This is a genomic window from Streptomyces sp. NPDC014864 (genome assembly GCF_043081525.1).
Lineage (GTDB): Bacteria > Actinomycetota > Actinomycetes > Streptomycetales > Streptomycetaceae > Streptomyces.
This window is the reverse complement of record NZ_JBIBWT010000025.1, coordinates 68270-84813: the sequence shown is the minus strand read 5'-3', so window position 1 is coordinate 84813 and position 16544 is coordinate 68270. Positions and strand designations below refer to the sequence as shown.

The following is a 16544-nucleotide window of genomic DNA, read 5'->3' as shown; positions in this document are numbered from 1 at the left end:
AGCCCACCACGGCCAGACACCCCGACGGTCCGGCTGGTCGAGCCAACCAGAGCCACTTCAACCAGCCGGAAAACAGCCTAAATCACCAGTATTGGACCTAGCCCTCCTCCTCGACCAGCCGTGCCGGGAAGCCGCCGGTGGCCACCGGCCCCCAGCGCTCCGGTGTGACCCGGATGATGGACTTGCCCTGCTTGACCATGGCCTGGCGGTACTCGTCCCAGTCGGGGTGCTCCCCGGCGATGTTCCGGTAGTACTCCACCAGCGGCTCCACGGAGTCCGGCGTGTCGATCACCTCGGCGGTCCCGTCGATCTGCACCCAGGGCCCGTTCCAGTCGTCGCTGAGCACGACGATGCTCACCCGCGCGTCCCGCCGGGCGTTGCGCGTCTTGGCGCGCTCCGGGTATGTGGAGATCACGATCCGCCCCGAGTCGTCCACCCCGCAGGTCAGCGGCGAGGCCTGCGGGCCGCCGTCGGCCCGCCGGGTCAGCAGCAGGGCGTGGTGCCGGGGGCGTACGAAGTCCAGCAGTTCGTCGAGGGAGACGCGGGTGTTGGTCGCGATGTTCGGTGCCATGCCCGCAGCCTAGGGGCCGGAGGGCGGGCGGATGGGCCGACGAGGGTGCCCCTGCCGTGCCTACCACCCGCCCGGCCCGGTCTCACGGACGCGGTGCCCTCGCCGGGCGGGCGCGCGGGCAGACGCCCCTCAGGCGGCGGGCAGCGACTCGCCCTGCACGGCCTGGATGTCGAGCTCCACCCTCAGCGTCGTGCCGATGGCCGCGATGCCGGCCTGGAGGACCTGGTTGTAGTTCATGGCGAAGTCCTCGCGGTGCAGTTCGGCCGTCGCGCGGAAGGCCGCCCGGGTGCCGCCCCAGGGGTCCGCGCCGGTGCCGAGGTAGGTCAGGTCCAGGTCGACCGGGCGGACGACGCCGTGCATGCCCAGCTCGCCCTGGACGGTCCAGCGGTCCGAGCCGGCCGCGGTCACGCCGGTCGAACGGTAGGTGATCTCCGGGTGCTTCTCGACGTCCAGGAAGTCGGCGGACTTCAGATGCCCGTCGCGCATCCCGTTGCCGGTGTCGATGGAGGCCGCACGGATGACCGCCTCCACGCGCGACTTGGTGACGTCGTCCGGGGCGATCTCGAGGGTGGCCGCGAAGTCCGTGAACCGGCCGCGCACGCTGGAGATGCCCAGGTGCTGGGCGACCGCGGCCACCGAGGAGTGCGCCGGGTCGACGGTCCACGGTCCGGGCGGCGGCAGCTCGGTGCCGCCCTGCCGGGCCAGCGTGACCGTGCCGATCTCGGCCCGGCCGCTCGCGGTGACGAGCGCGCTCGCGGCGGCGGGCGCGTACCCGACCGCGGTGACGATGACCGTGTACGCCCCCGGCGCCAGAGCGGTCGTGTCCCGGACGGCGCCCTCCTGGTCGGCCTCGGCGCGCAGCACCTGCGTGCCCGTCGTGTCGGTCACCGTGACGACCGCGTGCGACACGGCCCATCCGTCCCGGGTGCGGATCCTCGCGGTCAGTCCCATCCCGTTTTCTCCCTGGAAACCCATACAAAATGGTCGTAAGTAGTTCGGCCCGCGGCGAGCGCGTCTCCGCTCGGAGCGCGCCCGCCGCGGGCCGGGGCCGTGCTACTCGCCGGGGTGGGCGAGCTCGATGTCGTGGTCGTCGACGCCGCGGCCGGAGACCGTCAGCGCCGTCGCCACCGGCGGGTAGCCCGTCGCGATGACGGTGTACTCCCCGCTGTTCAGGTCGGTGAAGGCGTACGCCCCGTCCGCGCCGGTGGTGGCCGTGCCGACCACGTTGCCCGCCGCGTCGACCAGCGTCACGCGGGCGTCGGCGAGGGGACCGTGCGGAGCCCGCACGACACCCTGCACCTCGGCGCCGGCATCGAGGTCGACCTCGACCCGGGTGACCCCGGTTCCGCCGACCTCGACGGGCAGGGCCCGCGGCCGGTACCCGGCGGCGTTCACCGCCACCGTGACCGCGCCCGGCACCAGCTCGGCGAAGGAGAACTCGCCCTGCTCACCGGTGGTCCCGGTGGCCAGCAGGTCCCCGCGCACATCGGTGACGATCACCATCGCGTCCTTGACCGGGAGCCCGCCCTCCGCGGCCCGCACCACACCGCTCAGCCCGCTGGTGCCGCTGAGCAGGACGTCGTACGCCACCGGCTCGCCGTTCACGACGATCGTGGAGGCCTGCGGCTGGTAGCCGTCGGCGGAGGCGATCAGCACGTAGGAACCCGCACCCGGCGCGTCCACCGTGTAGGCACCGTCGGCCTGGGCGACGGAGCGGCCCAGCTGGCGGCCCGTCAGCGAGATCAGCGTGACGGCGGCCCGCGGCACCGGCGCGCTCTCGGCGCCGCGGACGAAGCCGCGCACCGGGATCCCGCCCCCGGCACCGGCACCGGTCTCCGCGGGAGCGGCGGTGGCGAGCCGCTGCGTGCCCTCCGGGCCGGCCTCCGTGGTGGCGGCCGACGCCGGGCTCGGCGCGTTCCGGTCGGCCGGGACCTCGGCGGTGGAGGCCTGGGCCTCCGCGACGGCCGGGGTGGCGGCGGGGTCGACGGGGAGGGCCTCGCCGTCGGCGGCCTGCGCCAGGCCGGCCTTGGTCCGCAGCGGGACCTCCTTGATGAACAGGGTGATCAGGAAGGCGACCGCGGCCAGCCCGGAGGCGATCAGGAAGACGTCGGCGATGCCGTGGCCGTAGGAGCTCTCCATGACCGTGCGCAGCGGCTTCGGCAGCGCGTCCATGTGCGGGATGCTGTCGCCGGAGCCCGAACCGGCCAGGGCGCGGGCGTACTTGGGGTTCAGGTCCGTCAGGCCGTCCTTGACGTAGTCGGTGATCCGGTGGGCCATCACCGCGCCGAGCGCGGAGACGCCGACCGCACCGCCGAGGGACCGGAAGAACGTGACCGTGGAGCTGGCCGAGCCGAGGTCGCCGGGCGCGACCTGGTTCTGTGTGCACAGCACCAGGTTCTGCATCATCATGCCGATGCCGAGACCCAGCAGGCCCATGAAGACGGCGGTCTTCCAGTAGTCGGTGTCGTACCGGATGGTGCCGAGCAGGCCCAGGCCGGCCGTCACCAGCACGCCACCGCTGACCAGCCACGCCTTCCAGCGGCCGGTGCGGGTGATGAACTGACCGGAGACGGTGGAGGAGACGAACAGACCGCCGATCATCGGGATGGTCATGACGCCCGACATCGTCGGGGACTTGTCCCGGGCCAGCTGGAAGTACTGGCTGAAGAAGACGGTGCCGGTGAACATCGCGACGCCGACGAAGAGCGAGGCGAGCGACGCGAGGGTGATGGTGCGGTTGCGGAACAGCCGCAGCGGGATGATCGGCTCGCTCGCCTTCGCCTCGACGAGGACGAACAGCAGACCGAGGACGACGGAGCCGGCGACCATCGTGTACGTCTGCCACGACAGCCAGTCGTACTTGTCACCGGCGAAGGTGACCCAGATCAGCAGCAGCGAGACGGCGGCCGAGATCAGGAACGCGCCGCCCCAGTCGACCTTCACGTCCCGCTTCACCACGGGCAGGTGCAGGGTCTTCTGCAGCACGATCAGCGCGATGACCGCGAACGGCACACCGACGTAGAAGCACCAGCGCCAGCCGAGCCACGAGGTGTCGGTGATGACACCGCCGAGCAACGGGCCGCCGACGGTGGCGACGGCGAAGGTGGCGCCGAGGTAGCCGGAGTAGCGGCCGCGCTCGCGCGGGGAGATCATCGCCGCCATGACGATCTGCGCCAGTGCGGACAGACCGCCGACGCCGATGCCCTGCACCACACGGCAGGCGATCAGCATGCCCGGGTTCTGCGACAGACCGGCCGCCGCCGAGGCGACGACGTAGATGACGAGCGCTATCTGGACGAGAGCCTTCTTGCTGTACAGGTCGGCGAGCTTGCCCCACAGGGGAGTGGCCGCGGTCATCGACAGCAGGGCGGCGGTGACGACCCAGGTGTAGGCGGACTGACCGCCGCCGAGGTCGCCGATGATCTCCGGCAGGGCGTTGGTGACGATCGTGGACGACAGGATCGCCACGAACATGCCGAGCAGCAGCCCGGAGAGCGCCTCCATGATCTGCCGGTGGGTCATCGGAGCGTCGCCGGAGGAGCCTCCCCCGTGCTTGGCGTGAGCCCGCACACCGGCTGGTGTGGTCGTTGCCATGGGCTTCCTTCTCTTACGTGCTTGCGGGTGTACGGGTGGTCTCTTCGACTACGGGTGCGGGATCCGGGCCGGGGCGGACCGGCAGTCGCCGAAGCTGGCGCGCAGGCGCGTCATCAGCCGGATGAGCTGGCCGACCTCGTCGTCGGTCCAGTCGCTCAGCCGGTCGGCGAGCAGATGGGTCGTCCGCCGTGACAGCTCGTCGAGCTGTGCCGCGCCCTCGGGCGTCAGGTGCAGGATGCGTGAGCGCTTGTCCGCGGGGTCGGGCGACCGCTCGATCCAGCCGCGTGCGGCGACGTGCGCGACATGCCGGCTGGTCACCGACATGTCCACGGAGAGCAGCTCGGCGAGCTTGCTCATGCGCATGTCGCCGTGCCGTCCGAGCAGCGTCAGCACGGCGGCCGAGCCCGCCGGGCAGTCGGGCGGCAGTATGCGCCCCATGTCCCGTTTCACGGCTCCGACGGCACTGAGCTGCCGCGCCAGCTCTTCGAACTGCGACCGCTCGGCCATCCCACCTCCCGTATTCGTTGCTTGGGGCAACCATACGAGCAGTTGGTTGCTGCAGGCAAACAAGCAGGGGCCGGTCGGCGCAAAAAGTTGGCAAAGGCAAGTATCGCGATCGTAAATGCGCTGGTGGGCCCGCGCACGGGAGTCCGTCCGGCGCTTGAGGACGAAACCGTTCAGAACGAGCCCGTCACCATCGCGGTGGCGGCCCGGGAGCGGTGCTCCTGAGAGCGGCGCGCCGACCTCGGGCGTCCTGCCGGGGAGCGCCGACGCAACCCCCACCCTTGGGCGGCCCCCGCGTTTTCGCTAGGGTCTCGGGCCATGGCTAACACGCAGGGCCCCCAGGGCAACTACGACCCCGCCGGCAGCACTCAGATGTTCCGCGCGTTCGTGGACGAGGCTCCTCAGAGCGCCACCCCGCAGCAGACCTCCTCGGGTCCCCGGGTCGGCCTGATCATCGGCGTCGTCGTCGCCGTGGCGGTCGTTGCCGCGGTGGCGTGGCTCGCGCTCAAGTAGGCCTAGCCGGCCGCCACTTCCACGGGACGGACCCGTCCCGGCGCTCGATGCGCACGCCCGGCGGCGCCCTCCCCCGAGCTCTCGACTGCGCTCGGGCAGGGGCCCCATCGCGTCGACGCACACCCTCCACATCCCGTCCTTCCGCGCGCCGGCCCTGACCGGCGCCGGAAGCGTCTCGGTCGCCCCGACCCTCGCCCCGTCGATGCCGGGCGCCCCGATGAGGTGCGTGCCGAGGGCCACCGAGCCCGAACGCATCGGCGTGCCACCGCAGTTGTGTCCCCGTCCTCTGTGCCGCTCCCGCCCGCGGCCGGTGTCGCGCCCGGGCAGACGACGGCCGCCGAAGCAACCGTGAAGGCGCCTCGGCGGCCGGGGTCGGTGTCGCCCCCCTCCACGCCGTCCGTATCCGGCGAAGCAGCGCGCCATGACGGTTGACGCTCCGTCAAAGAACAACAGACGGGGAAGGGGAGAGCGGGAGGAGGGTCAGTCCGAGATGAGCCCCTCGCGCAGCTGGGCCAGCGTGCGCGTGAGCAACCGGGAGACGTGCATCTGCGAGATGCCGACCTCCTCGCCGATCTGCGACTGGGTCATGTTGGCGAAGAATCGGAGCATGATGATGCGCCGCTCGCGGGGCGGCAGCTTGGCGAGCAGGGGCTTGAGCGACTCGCGGTACTCGACGCCCTCCAGCGCCATGTCCTCGTAGCCCAGGCGGTCCGCCAGCGAGCCCTCGCCGCCGTCGTCCTCCGGGGCCGGCGAGTCCAGCGAGGAGGCGGTGTAGGCGTTGCCGACCGCGAGGCCGTCGACCACGTCCTCCTCCGACACGCCCAGTGCGGTGGCGAGTTCGGGGACCGTCGGGGAGCGGTCGAGCTTCTGGGAGAGCTCGTCGCTGGCCTTGGTGAGGGCCAGCCGCAGCTCCTGCAGCCGCCGCGGCACCCGGACCGACCAGGAGGTGTCCCGGAAGAAACGCTTGATCTCGCCGACGACCGTCGGCATCGCGAAGGTCGGGAACTCCACGCCCCGTTCGCAGTCGAAGCGGTCGATCGCCTTGATCAGGCCGATGGTGCCGACCTGGACGATGTCCTCCATCGGCTCGTTGCGGGAGCGGAAGCGGGCGGCCGCGTAGCGCACCAGCGGGAGGTTGAGCTCGATCAGGGTGTCCCGGACGTAGGCGCGCTCGGGGCTGTTCTCGTCGAGTGCGGCGAGCCGCAGGAAGAGGGAGCGGGACAGGGTGCGGGTGTCGATGGCTTCCGGGGCCGGAAGAGCTGGGGCCGGGGCCGGAGCGGCCTCGAGGGACACAACGTCGTCGAGGGCGTCGAGCGCCTCGGGCACGCTCTCGCTCTTCGTGAGCGTGAGCACCTTCGAGCTGCCCTGATCTGCGGACATGCCACCCCCTATGGGTCGCGGGACGGTCGCGGCGGCGCCCTCGTCGGGAAGAACGCAGCCTTCACCTGAATACCGGCGCCGAAGCCCCGGCAAACGCTCTTCCCGCAGAATGTCACATGTCGGCAACGCGCTGTAGGGACTTGTCGACATCCGTGGCGCGAATCGGCCCTGGACAAAAGGGGTCTGACGGCGTCTCACGGGGCGCATGTCGGCATCCGCCCAGGTGAGGGATTCGCTCCTGCCGGTTACGCCTCGATCCTGTTTGCGGATCTCAGCCGCTGGAAGCTACGTGCGAGTAGCCGGGAGACGTGCATCTGCGAGACGCCGAGTTCCGCACTGATCTGCGACTGGGTGAGATTGCTGTAGTAGCGCAGCAGCAGGATGCGCTGCTCCCGCTCGGGGAGCTGGACGAGGAGGTGGCGGACCAGGTCGCGGTGCTCCACGCCGTCGAGCGCCGGGTCCTCGTAGCCGAGCCGGTCGAGCAGTCCGGGCAGCCCGTCGCCCTCCTGGGCGGCCTCGAGGGAGGTCGCGTGGTACGACCGGCCCGCCTCGATGCAGGACAGCACCTCCTCCTCGGTGATGCGCAGCCGTTCGGCGATCTCGGCGGTGCTCGGGGTGCGCCCGAAGGCGGTTGTCAGGTCCTCGGTGGCGCTGTTGACCTGCACCCACAGCTCGTGCAGCCGGCGCGGGACGTGGACGGTGCGGACGTTGTCACGGAAGTAGCGCTTGATCTCGCCGACGACCGTCGGCATCGCGAAGGTCGGGAACTGCACGCCCCGGTCGGGGTCGAAGCGGTCGATGGCGTTGATGAGTCCGATGGTGCCGACCTGGACGACGTCCTCCATCGGCTCGTTGCGGGAGCGGAAGCGGGCGGCCGCGTAGCGCACGAGCGGGAGATTCGCCTCGATGAGCGCTCCGCGCACGCGGGCGTGCTCGGCGGTGCCGGGTTCGAGCTCCTTCAGCTGGGTGAAGAGCACCTGGGTGAGGGCCCGGGTGTCGGCGCCGCGGCGCTTCTCCGGGGCCGGTGCCTCGGCCGGGGGCGGAGCTTCTTCCTGGGGTGGCGCAGTACTGGCCGACACGGTCAACGCCACCTCTTCATCGATCAACTCATCCGTCAAAAGCGGTCATAGCATCACAAGACAGGTCCATCGTGTTCAAGCACCGCATATGCACGTGTTGAGGGGTGAAATACCGGTTCAGGGGCGCCCGGACATGGCGAAGCCCCGCACCGGTCCGGTGCGGGGCCGGGGGCGTGGCCGTGCGTTCGTACGGCTCAGAATTCGTAGTCCGCGATCACCCACGTGGCGAACTCGCGCCACAGTCCTACGCCCGCCTGGTGGTCCGGGTGCTCCACATAGCGGCGCAGCGCGGCGAGGTCGTCGAACGCCGAGTTGATCGCGAAGTCGTAGGCGATGGGGCGGTCGCTGATGTTCCAGGCGCACTCCCAGAAGCGGATCTCCGGGATCCTGCCCTCCAGTGCGCGGAAGGCCTCGACGCCCTCCACGACGCGCGGATCGTCGCGCTCGATGCCCTGGTGGAGCTTGAAGAGGACCAGGTGGCGGATCATCACTTTCCTCCGTGCGCGACCCAGGTCATGAAGTCGCCGATGGCCTTTGCGGCGTCCGATATGCCCTCGAAGCCTATCTGCACGTAGTCCGCGGCCTTGGCCGGGTCCGTGATGATCAGATACAGCGCGAAGACCACGAGCGCGTAGACGGCGATCTTCTTGGCGTTCACCGCCATCGCGGCCTCTCCCTCTGACTGCTGCGGACTGCTGGTGTTCCGGGGCCTGCCGGTGCTCTCGGGGCCGGTGGTGCCGGCGGTGAGTGTAACCGTCCGATCGTTTTTCCGGATCATCCCCACCCGCGGATCCACGCACGAAGGGCCCCGTCCGTCGGACGGGGCCCTTCACTGGCGGTAGCGGAGGGATTTGAACCCTCGGTGACTTGCGCCACACTCGCTTTCGAGGCGAGCTCCTTCGGCCGCTCGGACACGCTACCGAGGGAGACCTTACAGCACGGGGGGCCGTGGTTTGAAATCCGTTTCCCGGCGACCTCCCTGCGACTTTCCGGCGGCCCGGGTGCGCGCTCCGGTACGGCTCGGCGGTCGCGGACCGCGAGGACCGGGGACCGCTCAGCGGGCGCGGAAGAAGTCGGTGAGCAACTGGGCGCACTCCTCCGCGAGCACGCCCTCGATCACCTCGGGGCGGTGGTTGAGACGCCGGTCCCGCACGACGTCCCACAGGGAGCCGGCGGCCCCCGCCTTCTCGTCGCGGGCGCCGTACACCACCCGGTCCACCCGGGACTGCACGAGCGCGCCCGCGCACATCGTGCACGGCTCCAGCGTCACCACGAGCGTGCAGCCGGACAGCCGCCACTCCCCGGCCGCCGCGGCGGCCCGCCGGAGGGCGAGGACCTCCGCGTGCGCGGTCGGATCGCCGGTGGCCTCCCGCTCGTTGTGACCCGCGCCGAGCACGGTCGTGCCGTCGGCGGCCAGCACGACGGCGCCGACGGGGACGTCCCCGCCCCGGGCGGCCTGTTCGGCCTCGTCCAGGGCGATCCGCATCGCGGCCCGCCAGCGGTCGCGTACCGGGTCCGGGGGCCCGTGGGTCTGCGGCGCGGTCAGCGGACGGTCTCCAGCACCTCCGAGGCACCGAGGGCCTCGGCGATCGCGTTCAGCGCGTCGTCCGCGTCCAGGGCGCGCAGTTCCTTCTCGCCGACACCGAGGTCGTCGAGGATCTCGGCGTCACCGAGGGGACCGTGCGTGATGGCGTCGGCGGAGCCGCCCTCCTCCTCGTCGTCCTCGGCGGAGGCGGGCTCGCCGTCCTCCGTGCCGTCGAGGTCGAGGGAGTCCAGGTCGGTGCCGTCGTCGCCGGGCTCCCGGCCGAGCAGTTCGTCGGTGAGCAGGATCTCGCCGTACGAACTGCGGGCGGCGGCCGCGGCGTCGGAGACGTAGATACGAGGGTCGTCCTCGCCGTCTACGCGGACGACGCCGAACCACGCGTCCTCCTGCTCGATCAGGACGAGCACCGTGTCGTCGTCGGCCGAGGCTTCCCGGGCCAGATCGGCCAGGTCGGACAGCGTCTCCACATCATCGAGCTCTGTGTCGCTCGCTTCCCACCCGTCTTCGGTGCGCGCGAGCAGTGCGGCGAAGTACACCGTGACTCTCCCACTGGTCATAGGCGTGCCGGTTGGGGGTCCCCCCGGCGGAGGTTCTGGGAGGGGAGAGCTGGGCTCCGAGCCCCACCCACTCGGAATCGTGGCAGAAACAAGGCGTCCAGGGGACGTCTTCGGCTCCCTGTGTCCGGCAGTTTTGACCGTACGCCCGTCAAGGACTCACCGGCGCACTCATTGCCGCCACCTGCGGATCGTACGCGGCTTTGCCCGGCGTGCAGCACGCCCACCGCCCGAAACGCCCACGCGGGTGTCGCCGCGTCCCCGAGACCGCCCACCGTGCCTGCCTGGCGAACGTGGGACCGCCTGTCGGAGCAACGTCGAAGTGCCGGGGGCTCAGAGAGCCGGGCGCTCGGAGTGTCGGGCGCTCGGAGTGTCGGGTCATCGGTGTGCCGGGTCGGAGTGTCGGGCAGCCGGAGCGGCGCACTGTCGGTGGTCCGGACGGTCGGCGCGCCGGCCGGTCCGAGCCCCCTGGCCGTCGAAGATCCGGGCAACCGGAGTCCCTGGCGGCCGATTCGGACGGCCGCCGGAGAGCCTGACGGTCGCAGCTGCCGCCAGCTGTGGGGTGCCCGACAGTCGACACGGGGGTCGGGCGGGCTGCCCGGACAGTCGAAACGGGGGTCGGGCGGGGTGCCCGGACGGTCGCAGCGGGCGTCAGCCGGAGACGTGCCTACCAGCGGAACGTGCGCATGCGCATCGCGTGTCGCAGCCGGGCGGCCTTGGCGCGGCGGGGCTGGACGCGGTCGCGCAGCGCCCTGGCCTCGGCGAGTTCGCGCAGGAACCGGGCCCGGCGCCGCCGCCGCTCGGCCTCGGCCTCCGGTGTGTCCGGCGTCCGGCGCTCCTCGCGCGGCGCCGCTTCGTCACGGGATCCCCGCTCGGGCATCGGCTCACCACCCCACTTCGTCCTCCCGCATTCCCCCGGACGGGCAGTTTGATGCCGGAGGAACGTGCCGTGACGTGGGCGGCAGCCGTCCGGAGAGGACGGTGGAGGGAGGCGGGCGGGCGGTCGAGACGCCCGGTTACTGTTGGCACATGCGTCTCCACGTCGTCGACCACCCTCTGGTCGCCCACAAGCTCACCACGCTGCGCGACCGGCGCACGGACTCCGCGACCTTCCGCCGGCTCGCCGACGAACTCGTCACCCTGCTCGCCTACGAGGCCACGCGGGACGTGCGCACCGAACAGGTCGACATCCACACGCCTGTCGCGCAGACCACCGGCGTCAAGCTCTCCCACCCGCGTCCGCTGGTGGTGCCGATCCTGCGCGCCGGTCTCGGCATGCTGGACGGCATGGTGCGGCTGCTGCCCACCGCCGAGGTCGGGTTCCTCGGCATGATCCGCAACGAGGAGACGCTGCAGGCCTCCACGTACGCCACCCGTATGCCGGAGGACCTCTCCGGCCGTCAGGTGTACGTCCTCGACCCGATGCTCGCCACCGGCGGCACGCTGGTCGCCGCGATCCAGGAACTGATCAAGCGCGGCGCCGACGACGTGACCGCGGTGGTGCTGCTCGCCGCCCCCGAGGGCGTCGAGGTCATGGAGCGGGACCTCGCGGGCACCCCCGTGACGGTCGTGACGGCGTCGGTCGACGAGCGCCTCAACGAGCACGGCTACATCGTCCCGGGCCTCGGCGACGCGGGCGACCGTATGTACGGCGCGGCCGAGTAGCGCTTCGAGTAGCGCTTCGTACCTGTGGGGCCGCTGGGCCCCGGGCCTCGGTCTTTTCCGCGGGCGTCCGGCCCTGTCGCCGCGCCCCGCTCAGCAGCCCTTCTTCGCCGTGTCGGCGGCCGGCCGCGGTGCGCTGAGAGCGGCCAGCGCCTTGGTGGCGTCCGGCTGCTTCGCCAGTTGCTTGAAGCCGTCGCCGATGACGAGGTCGACGTCGGCGCCCTTGCGGGTGTCCGCGCGGGTCTCGGCGCCGGTGAGTTGGGTGGCGAGCACCGGCAGCGAGGTGTTCATGGCCGAGGTCGCGCCGAGCAGCAGTCCGGCGCCCTTGACCTTCTTGTCGTACTCCTTGGTGGCGTTGCCCACCTGGCCGATGTGGAAGCCGCGCTTCTTCAGCTCGTCCGCGGTCTGCTTGGCCAGGCCCTTGCGGGGCGTGGCGTTGAGGACGTTGACGGTGATCTGGCCCGGCTTGGGCAGCGCCCGCTCCGCACGGGCCGGGGTAGGGCTCGCCTTCGGCTCGGCCGCGGTCGCGCAGTCCGACCGCCCGTTGGCGGCCGACGCTTCTCCGCCACCCCCGGTGAAGACGTCGATGAGCTGCAGCGTGCCCCAGCCGATCACGCCGAGCACGGTGGCGGAGGCGACGGCCAGGAACGCGAGCCTGCCGCGCCGCCGGGGCCGGCGCATCCGCGGATACTTGTTCCCCTTGATCCGGTACTGCCCACCCATGCCGGGGGGAGTCAGCATGCTCATGGGCGCAGCGTAGTGTGCCGGAGCGGTGATTCCTACTAGATGATCATCGGATCCGTCCAGCAGAACCCGAAAGGTCCAAGCCGTCCCCTGACGGATACGGCCAGAAGGCTCTCGGGCCGGGCTCCGAGGCTCTCGCGCCGGACTCCTCGGCTCCCGGACCGGCCGGCTCTCGCGTCGGCCCGCTCGGCTCCGGATCGGACCCGCCGGCTCCCGGATCGGACCGGAGGCGCTCAGTCCAGTTCGAGTACGCGCGCGTGCAGCACCTGGCGCTGCTGGAGCGCCGCCCGCACCGCGCGGTGGAGCCCGTCCTCGAGGTACAGGTCGCCCTGCCACTTCACCACGTGCGCGAAGAGGTCGCCGTAGAAGGTCGAGTCCTCGGCGAGCAGGGTCTCCAGGTCGAGTTGCTGCTTGGTGGTGACGAGCTGATCGAGGCGGACCGGGCGCGGCGCGACGTCGGCCCACTGCCGGGTGCTTTCCCGGCCGTGGTCGGGGTACGGCCGGCCGTTTCCGATGCGCTTGAAGATCACACGGAAAGCCTACCGGCCAAGACGTTCCGGGCGCAGCCATGACGACGGAGTGCGACGCGGGAAATGCCGCAGCAAAGCGGGGCGAATCCGGAACGGGGGTCTGCGACGGGCGACGGCGAGACCGTGCCTCCCTCCGCCCGCTCGCCGGGCACCGCCGGGCATCCTGACCGGCAGGGAGATCACGGCTGCCTCCCCGGCACGGCCCGCAGGAGATGGTCGGCCGGGCGCCGTCGTCGGCGCCCGGCAAGGTTCAGACTCGCTTTTCTTCCTCCGCCGTGACCGGCCGCCGCTCGCGTGACTCGGGCCGGCCGGGGTCCTTCAGGTGCGTCGTGTTCGTCTCGGCCAGGTGTGTCTTGTTCGTCTCGGCGGTGTCGCGGACGGCCTCGGCGCGCAGCAGGGCGCGCAGGACCGCGTAGGGGTCGCTGGGCATGGCTGTGGTTCCTCGCGTCGTACTCGATGGACGGACCGGGGGCGGAACGGTCCGTCAGCAGCGCAGGACCACACAGCACAGGGCGTGCAGCCGCGCACGGCGGGCCGCAGCGCCGCGTCGAGGACGTCCTGCTCGGCGGCCCCGCCGCCCGCCGCACCGGCCACCGTCACGACGGCCACCGCGTCCGCCTCGGCGTGCACACCCGGCACCAGCAGGGCGAGCAGCAGAACGAGCACCCGCAGACAGGCGTGCCGGCGCGCGGCGCGGCGGGTGTGCGGTGCGGTGCTCACGTCGGGTCATGTGCCCACGGGACGGACGCCGTTCAACGCGGCGCGCCAGAGAATCGCCCGCTCGGCGTACGGCCACGCCCCGGTCCGCCCGGCCGGGCCCGGTTCGGGGAGGTCGTCTCGGTCTGTGCCGCCCCGAGACGGACCGGTTCAGCCCGCGGAGGGCTTCGTGCCCTTCGCCGACCTGGCCGCCGCCTTCGCCTCCTGCTTGTACGCCCGCACCCGCTCCAGCGACTCCGGCCCGGTGATGTCGGCGACGGAACGGAAGGACTCCGCCTCCCCGTACGGCCCCGCGGCCTCCCGCCACCCCTCGGGCCGGACGCCGAGCTGCTTGCCGAGCAGCGCGAGGAAGATCTGCGCCTTCTGCTTGCCGAACCCGGGCAGGTCCTCCAGTCGCCGCAGCAGCTCGCGCCCGTCGCCGGCGTCCCGCCAGATCGCCTCGGGGTCGCCGTCGTAGTGCTCCACGAGGTACTGGCACAGCTGCTGGATCCGCTTGGCCATCGACCCCGGGTAGCGGTGCACGGCGGGCTTGTCCGACAGGAGCGTGCCGAAGGTCTCCGCCTCGAACGCCACGATCTCGTGCGCGTCCAGGTCGTCGGTGCCCATGCGCCGGGCGATCGTCGCCGGTCCCTTGAACGCCCACTCCATCGGGATCTGCTGGTCCAGCAGCATCCCGATCAGCGCGGCGAGCGGACTGCGCCCGAGGAGCGCGTCGGCGTCGGGATCCTGGGCGAGGTGAAGAGTGACGTCCATGCCCCGATGATCGCCCGCCGGGCGGCGGAACGCAGCATGGCACGCCTCCGCCGGACGCGCCGGGCGACGCCTCGGGCCGCCCGGCGCGCGGGTGCCGGAGGCGTTCGGTGAGGGGGCCGTGGGCCCGGTCGCCGCCGGATGTGTGAAGGTGCGGGGATGGTCCGCGAGGGGGGTGAGTGATGCGCGGTGCGCGTCCGTACGTATCCGGAAGCCGGCAAGTACCACAACGGAGAGGCGACGTGGCCCGACGGCGGAGCGAAGGCTATGACGGCGGTGCGTCCCTCGGACGGCCGGGGCGAGGCGACCGGGAGGCGCGCGGCCGGAGAGGGGCGGGGCGGGAAGCGCGGGTCCGGAGAGCGTGGGTTCGGGAGGGGTGGCGACGGCTCCCGGTGGCGGCGCTGCTGGGCGCCGTGGTGGTCCTGCTGCTCCTCGGCGGCGCCGGGCCCGCGGCGGCGCACGCCGCCCTGCGCACCACCGACCCGGCCGACGGCTCCGTCCTGAAGTCGGCCCCGCACGCGGTCACGCTGACCTTCACCGAGTCCGTAGGCCTGCTCGACGACTCCTTCCGCCTCCTCGGCCCCGACGGGCGCCGGGTGCGCACGGGCGAGGCCCAACACGCTCCGGGCCGGTCCGACACCGCCCGGGTGACCCTGCCGGGCGAGCTGGACCAGGGCACCTTCGTCCTCGCCTGGCGGGTGGTGTCGGCGGACAGCCACCCGGTGTCGGGCGCCTTCACCTTCTCCGTGGGCCGTCCGTCCCCGACGGCCGCCACCGTCGGCACCGGCCCGGCGGAGGACCCCGTCACGGGCAGCCTCTACGACCTCGCCCGCTGGGCCGCCTACGCCGCCGCGGCCCTGCTCATCGGCACCGCGGTCTTCACCGTCGCCTGCCGTCCGCCGGACCCGGGCCCGCTGCGCAAGCCGCTCGTGGCGGGCTGGTGGGCGCTGCTGGCGTCCACGGTGGTCCTGCTGGTGCTGCGCGCCCCGTACGAGACGGGTGCGGGCCCGGCGGCGGCCCTCGATCCCTCGGCCCTGTCCCGCACCCTGACCAGCCGCCCGGGCGTGGTCCTGCTGGGCCGCCTGGCCCTGCTCCTGCCGGCCGCGGCCTTCCTCGTACGGCTGTCCCGGCGCGGCGAGGACGGGGGCCCGCCGCGCCCGACCAGGGCGACGGGCGCGGCGGGCGCCGTCCTGGTCCTCTCCCTGGCCCTGACGTGGGCCGCGGCCGAGCACGCGTCGGCGGGCCTCCAGGTGCCCGTCGCCCTGGCGTCCTCGACGTTGCACCTGCTGGCGATGTCGGTCTGGCTGGGCGGCCTGGCAGCCCTGCTCACGACGCTCCGCCGGACGCGGCCGGCCCACCCGGAGCCGGACCCGGGGGCGGGCGAGACGGGCGAGACGGCCGGGACGGGTGGTGACGCCCCCTCACCGGCGCCGGCGACGAAGGCCGGTACGGCGACGAAGGCCCTGCCGGCAGTGACGGCGACGGCGATCACGTCCCCCGGCCCCGAGCCCGCCCACGTGCCCCGCCCCGCCCTGACCGACACCGCCGTCCGCTTCTCCCGCATCGCCTTCGCCGCCGTCACCGTGCTGGTGGTCACCGGCGTCTACCAGTCCTGGCGCGGCCTCGGCTCCTGGACCGCGTTCACGGACACCTCGTACGGGCGGCTCCTGCTGCTGAAGCTCGCGGCCGTGACCCTGCTGCTGACGGCGGCGAGCCAGTCCCGGAACTGGACGGCACGGCTGCTGAGGGCGGACGCGGACGCCACCGCGACCGACGACGTCTCTCCGACCCAGGTCTCCGCGACCGACGACGTCTCTCCGCCCCAGGTCTCCGCGACCGACGCCCCGGCACCCGACGCGCACCGTCGCGGTCTGCGTCGCGCGGTCCTGGCCGAAGTCACCGTGGGAGCCGTCGTGTTGGTGATCAGCACGGTGCTGACCGGCACCGTGCCGGGCCGCGCGACGGCCGAGGCGGCGCAGGCCTCGCCCGCGCCCGCGCCCGGGGAGCCGGGCGCAAGCGTCACGTGGATCCCGTTCGACCTCGGCACCTCGCGTGCCCGGGGCAAGGTGCAGATCACCCTGCTGCCGGGCCGCGTGGGCGAGAACACGGTGGAGGCCGTGGTCCTCGGCCCCGACGGCGGCGTGTCCACCGTGCCCGAACTCCGGCTCTCCCTCTCCCTGCCCGCCCGGGACATCGGCCCGATCGACGCCGGGCTCACCGACAAGGGCGGCTACTGGGGGACCGACCGCCTCACCCTGCCGATCGCCGGCACCTGGACGATGAAGGCGACGGTGCGGGTCTCGGAACTGGACCAGGTGAGCGAGTCCCGCAAGGTCCGGATCCCCGGCTAGCCCAAGGGCCGTGAATACACGTTCCTTTTCCGTAACTTCGCATATTCGTGCG

18 protein-coding genes and 1 tRNA gene are annotated in these 16544 nt (G+C 72.3%); 3 read left to right on the top strand and 16 right to left on the bottom strand.

From position 1 onward, the window contains the following. Window positions 1–97: 97 nt before the first annotated feature. From ACF1A5_RS31305 to ACF1A5_RS31290, 4 genes are all read right to left on the bottom strand, one after another. Window positions 98–571, bottom strand: a complete 474-nt coding sequence (locus ACF1A5_RS31305; RefSeq protein WP_392196236.1) for a PPOX class F420-dependent oxidoreductase — start codon at window positions 569–571, stop codon at window positions 98–100. Between the two features lie 129 nt (window positions 572–700). Next, window positions 701–1522, bottom strand: coding sequence for a YceI family protein (locus ACF1A5_RS31300; protein ID WP_392196235.1), 822 nt, complete (start codon window positions 1520–1522; stop codon window positions 701–703). 102 nt (window positions 1523–1624) lie between these two features. Beyond that, entirely contained in the window at window positions 1625–4165 is a 2541-nt protein-coding gene (locus tag ACF1A5_RS31295; protein WP_392196234.1) for an MFS transporter, read from the bottom strand. Between the two features lie 48 nt (window positions 4166–4213). Next, window positions 4214–4672: a MarR family winged helix-turn-helix transcriptional regulator gene (locus ACF1A5_RS31290; protein WP_392196233.1), complete on the bottom strand. Its 459-nt coding sequence runs from the start codon at window positions 4670–4672 to the stop codon at window positions 4214–4216. A gap of 315 nt (window positions 4673–4987) precedes the next feature. Between ACF1A5_RS31290 and ACF1A5_RS31285 the strand changes: the two genes are divergently transcribed. Further along, window positions 4988–5182 carry a hypothetical protein gene (locus tag ACF1A5_RS31285; protein WP_392196232.1) on the top strand — a complete coding sequence of 65 codons (195 nt, stop codon included), beginning with the start codon at window positions 4988–4990 and terminating at the stop codon, window positions 5180–5182. Window positions 5183–5662: 480 nt separating this feature from the next. On the opposite strand, the gene ACF1A5_RS31280 is transcribed toward ACF1A5_RS31285, so the two are convergent. The 8 genes from ACF1A5_RS31280 to ACF1A5_RS31245 all read right to left on the bottom strand — a co-directional run bounded on the left by ACF1A5_RS31280 (window position 5663) and on the right by ACF1A5_RS31245 (window position 10618). Then, a complete protein-coding gene (locus ACF1A5_RS31280) occupies window positions 5663–6562 on the bottom strand; it encodes an RNA polymerase sigma factor SigF (protein WP_392196231.1) in 900 nt (299 codons plus the stop codon). 245 nt (window positions 6563–6807) lie between these two features. Further along, window positions 6808–7680, bottom strand: coding sequence for an RNA polymerase sigma factor SigF (locus tag ACF1A5_RS31275; protein WP_392196230.1), 873 nt, complete (start codon window positions 7678–7680; stop codon window positions 6808–6810). Window positions 7681–7835: 155 nt separating this feature from the next. Then, entirely contained in the window at window positions 7836–8129 is a 294-nt protein-coding gene (locus ACF1A5_RS31270) for a Dabb family protein (protein WP_392196229.1), read from the bottom strand. Beyond that, window positions 8129–8305, bottom strand: a complete 177-nt coding sequence (locus tag ACF1A5_RS31265) for a hypothetical protein (protein ID WP_356181114.1) — start codon at window positions 8303–8305, stop codon at window positions 8129–8131. Before ACF1A5_RS31265 ends, ACF1A5_RS31270 begins: the two co-directional genes overlap by 1 nt. A gap of 169 nt (window positions 8306–8474) precedes the next feature. Continuing rightward, window positions 8475–8562: transfer RNA gene (locus tag ACF1A5_RS31260), tRNA-Ser, on the bottom strand. 133 nt (window positions 8563–8695) lie between these two features. After that, window positions 8696–9127, bottom strand: coding sequence for a tRNA adenosine(34) deaminase TadA (gene tadA / locus ACF1A5_RS31255; protein WP_392196228.1), 432 nt, complete (start codon window positions 9125–9127; stop codon window positions 8696–8698). A gap of 56 nt (window positions 9128–9183) precedes the next feature. Then, complete coding sequence (locus ACF1A5_RS31250) at window positions 9184–9720, bottom strand: hypothetical protein (protein ID WP_392196240.1); 537 nt, start codon at window positions 9718–9720, stop codon at window positions 9184–9186. Between the two features lie 685 nt (window positions 9721–10405). Then, window positions 10406–10618, bottom strand: a complete 213-nt coding sequence (locus tag ACF1A5_RS31245; protein WP_392196227.1) for a hypothetical protein — start codon at window positions 10616–10618, stop codon at window positions 10406–10408. Between the two features lie 149 nt (window positions 10619–10767). On the opposite strand from ACF1A5_RS31245, the gene upp reads away from it, so the two are divergent. Next, the gene (upp, locus tag ACF1A5_RS31240; protein ID WP_392196226.1) at window positions 10768–11403 is read left to right on the top strand and encodes a uracil phosphoribosyltransferase; all 636 of its coding nucleotides are present in this window, start codon (window positions 10768–10770) and stop codon (window positions 11401–11403) included. A 90-nt stretch (window positions 11404–11493) separates the two neighbouring features. Here the strand turns inward: upp and ACF1A5_RS31235 are convergent, their stop codons facing one another. From ACF1A5_RS31235 to ACF1A5_RS31220, 4 genes are all read right to left on the bottom strand, one after another. Beyond that, entirely contained in the window at window positions 11494–12123 is a 630-nt protein-coding gene (locus tag ACF1A5_RS31235) for a LytR C-terminal domain-containing protein (protein ID WP_392196239.1), read from the bottom strand. A gap of 254 nt (window positions 12124–12377) precedes the next feature. Continuing rightward, the gene (locus tag ACF1A5_RS31230) at window positions 12378–12674 is read right to left on the bottom strand and encodes a type II toxin-antitoxin system VapB family antitoxin (protein WP_004943146.1); all 297 of its coding nucleotides are present in this window, start codon (window positions 12672–12674) and stop codon (window positions 12378–12380) included. A 250-nt stretch (window positions 12675–12924) separates the two neighbouring features. Next, complete coding sequence (locus ACF1A5_RS31225) at window positions 12925–13104, bottom strand: hypothetical protein (protein WP_392196225.1); 180 nt, start codon at window positions 13102–13104, stop codon at window positions 12925–12927. A 437-nt stretch (window positions 13105–13541) separates the two neighbouring features. Continuing rightward, window positions 13542–14144: an HhH-GPD-type base excision DNA repair protein gene (locus tag ACF1A5_RS31220; RefSeq protein ID WP_392196224.1), complete on the bottom strand. Its 603-nt coding sequence runs from the start codon at window positions 14142–14144 to the stop codon at window positions 13542–13544. 389 nt (window positions 14145–14533) lie between these two features. Between ACF1A5_RS31220 and ACF1A5_RS31215 the strand changes: the two genes are divergently transcribed. Further along, window positions 14534–16492 carry a copper resistance protein CopC gene (locus ACF1A5_RS31215; RefSeq protein ID WP_392196223.1) on the top strand — a complete coding sequence of 653 codons (1959 nt, stop codon included), beginning with the start codon at window positions 14534–14536 and terminating at the stop codon, window positions 16490–16492. Window positions 16493–16544: the final 52 nt, after the last annotated feature.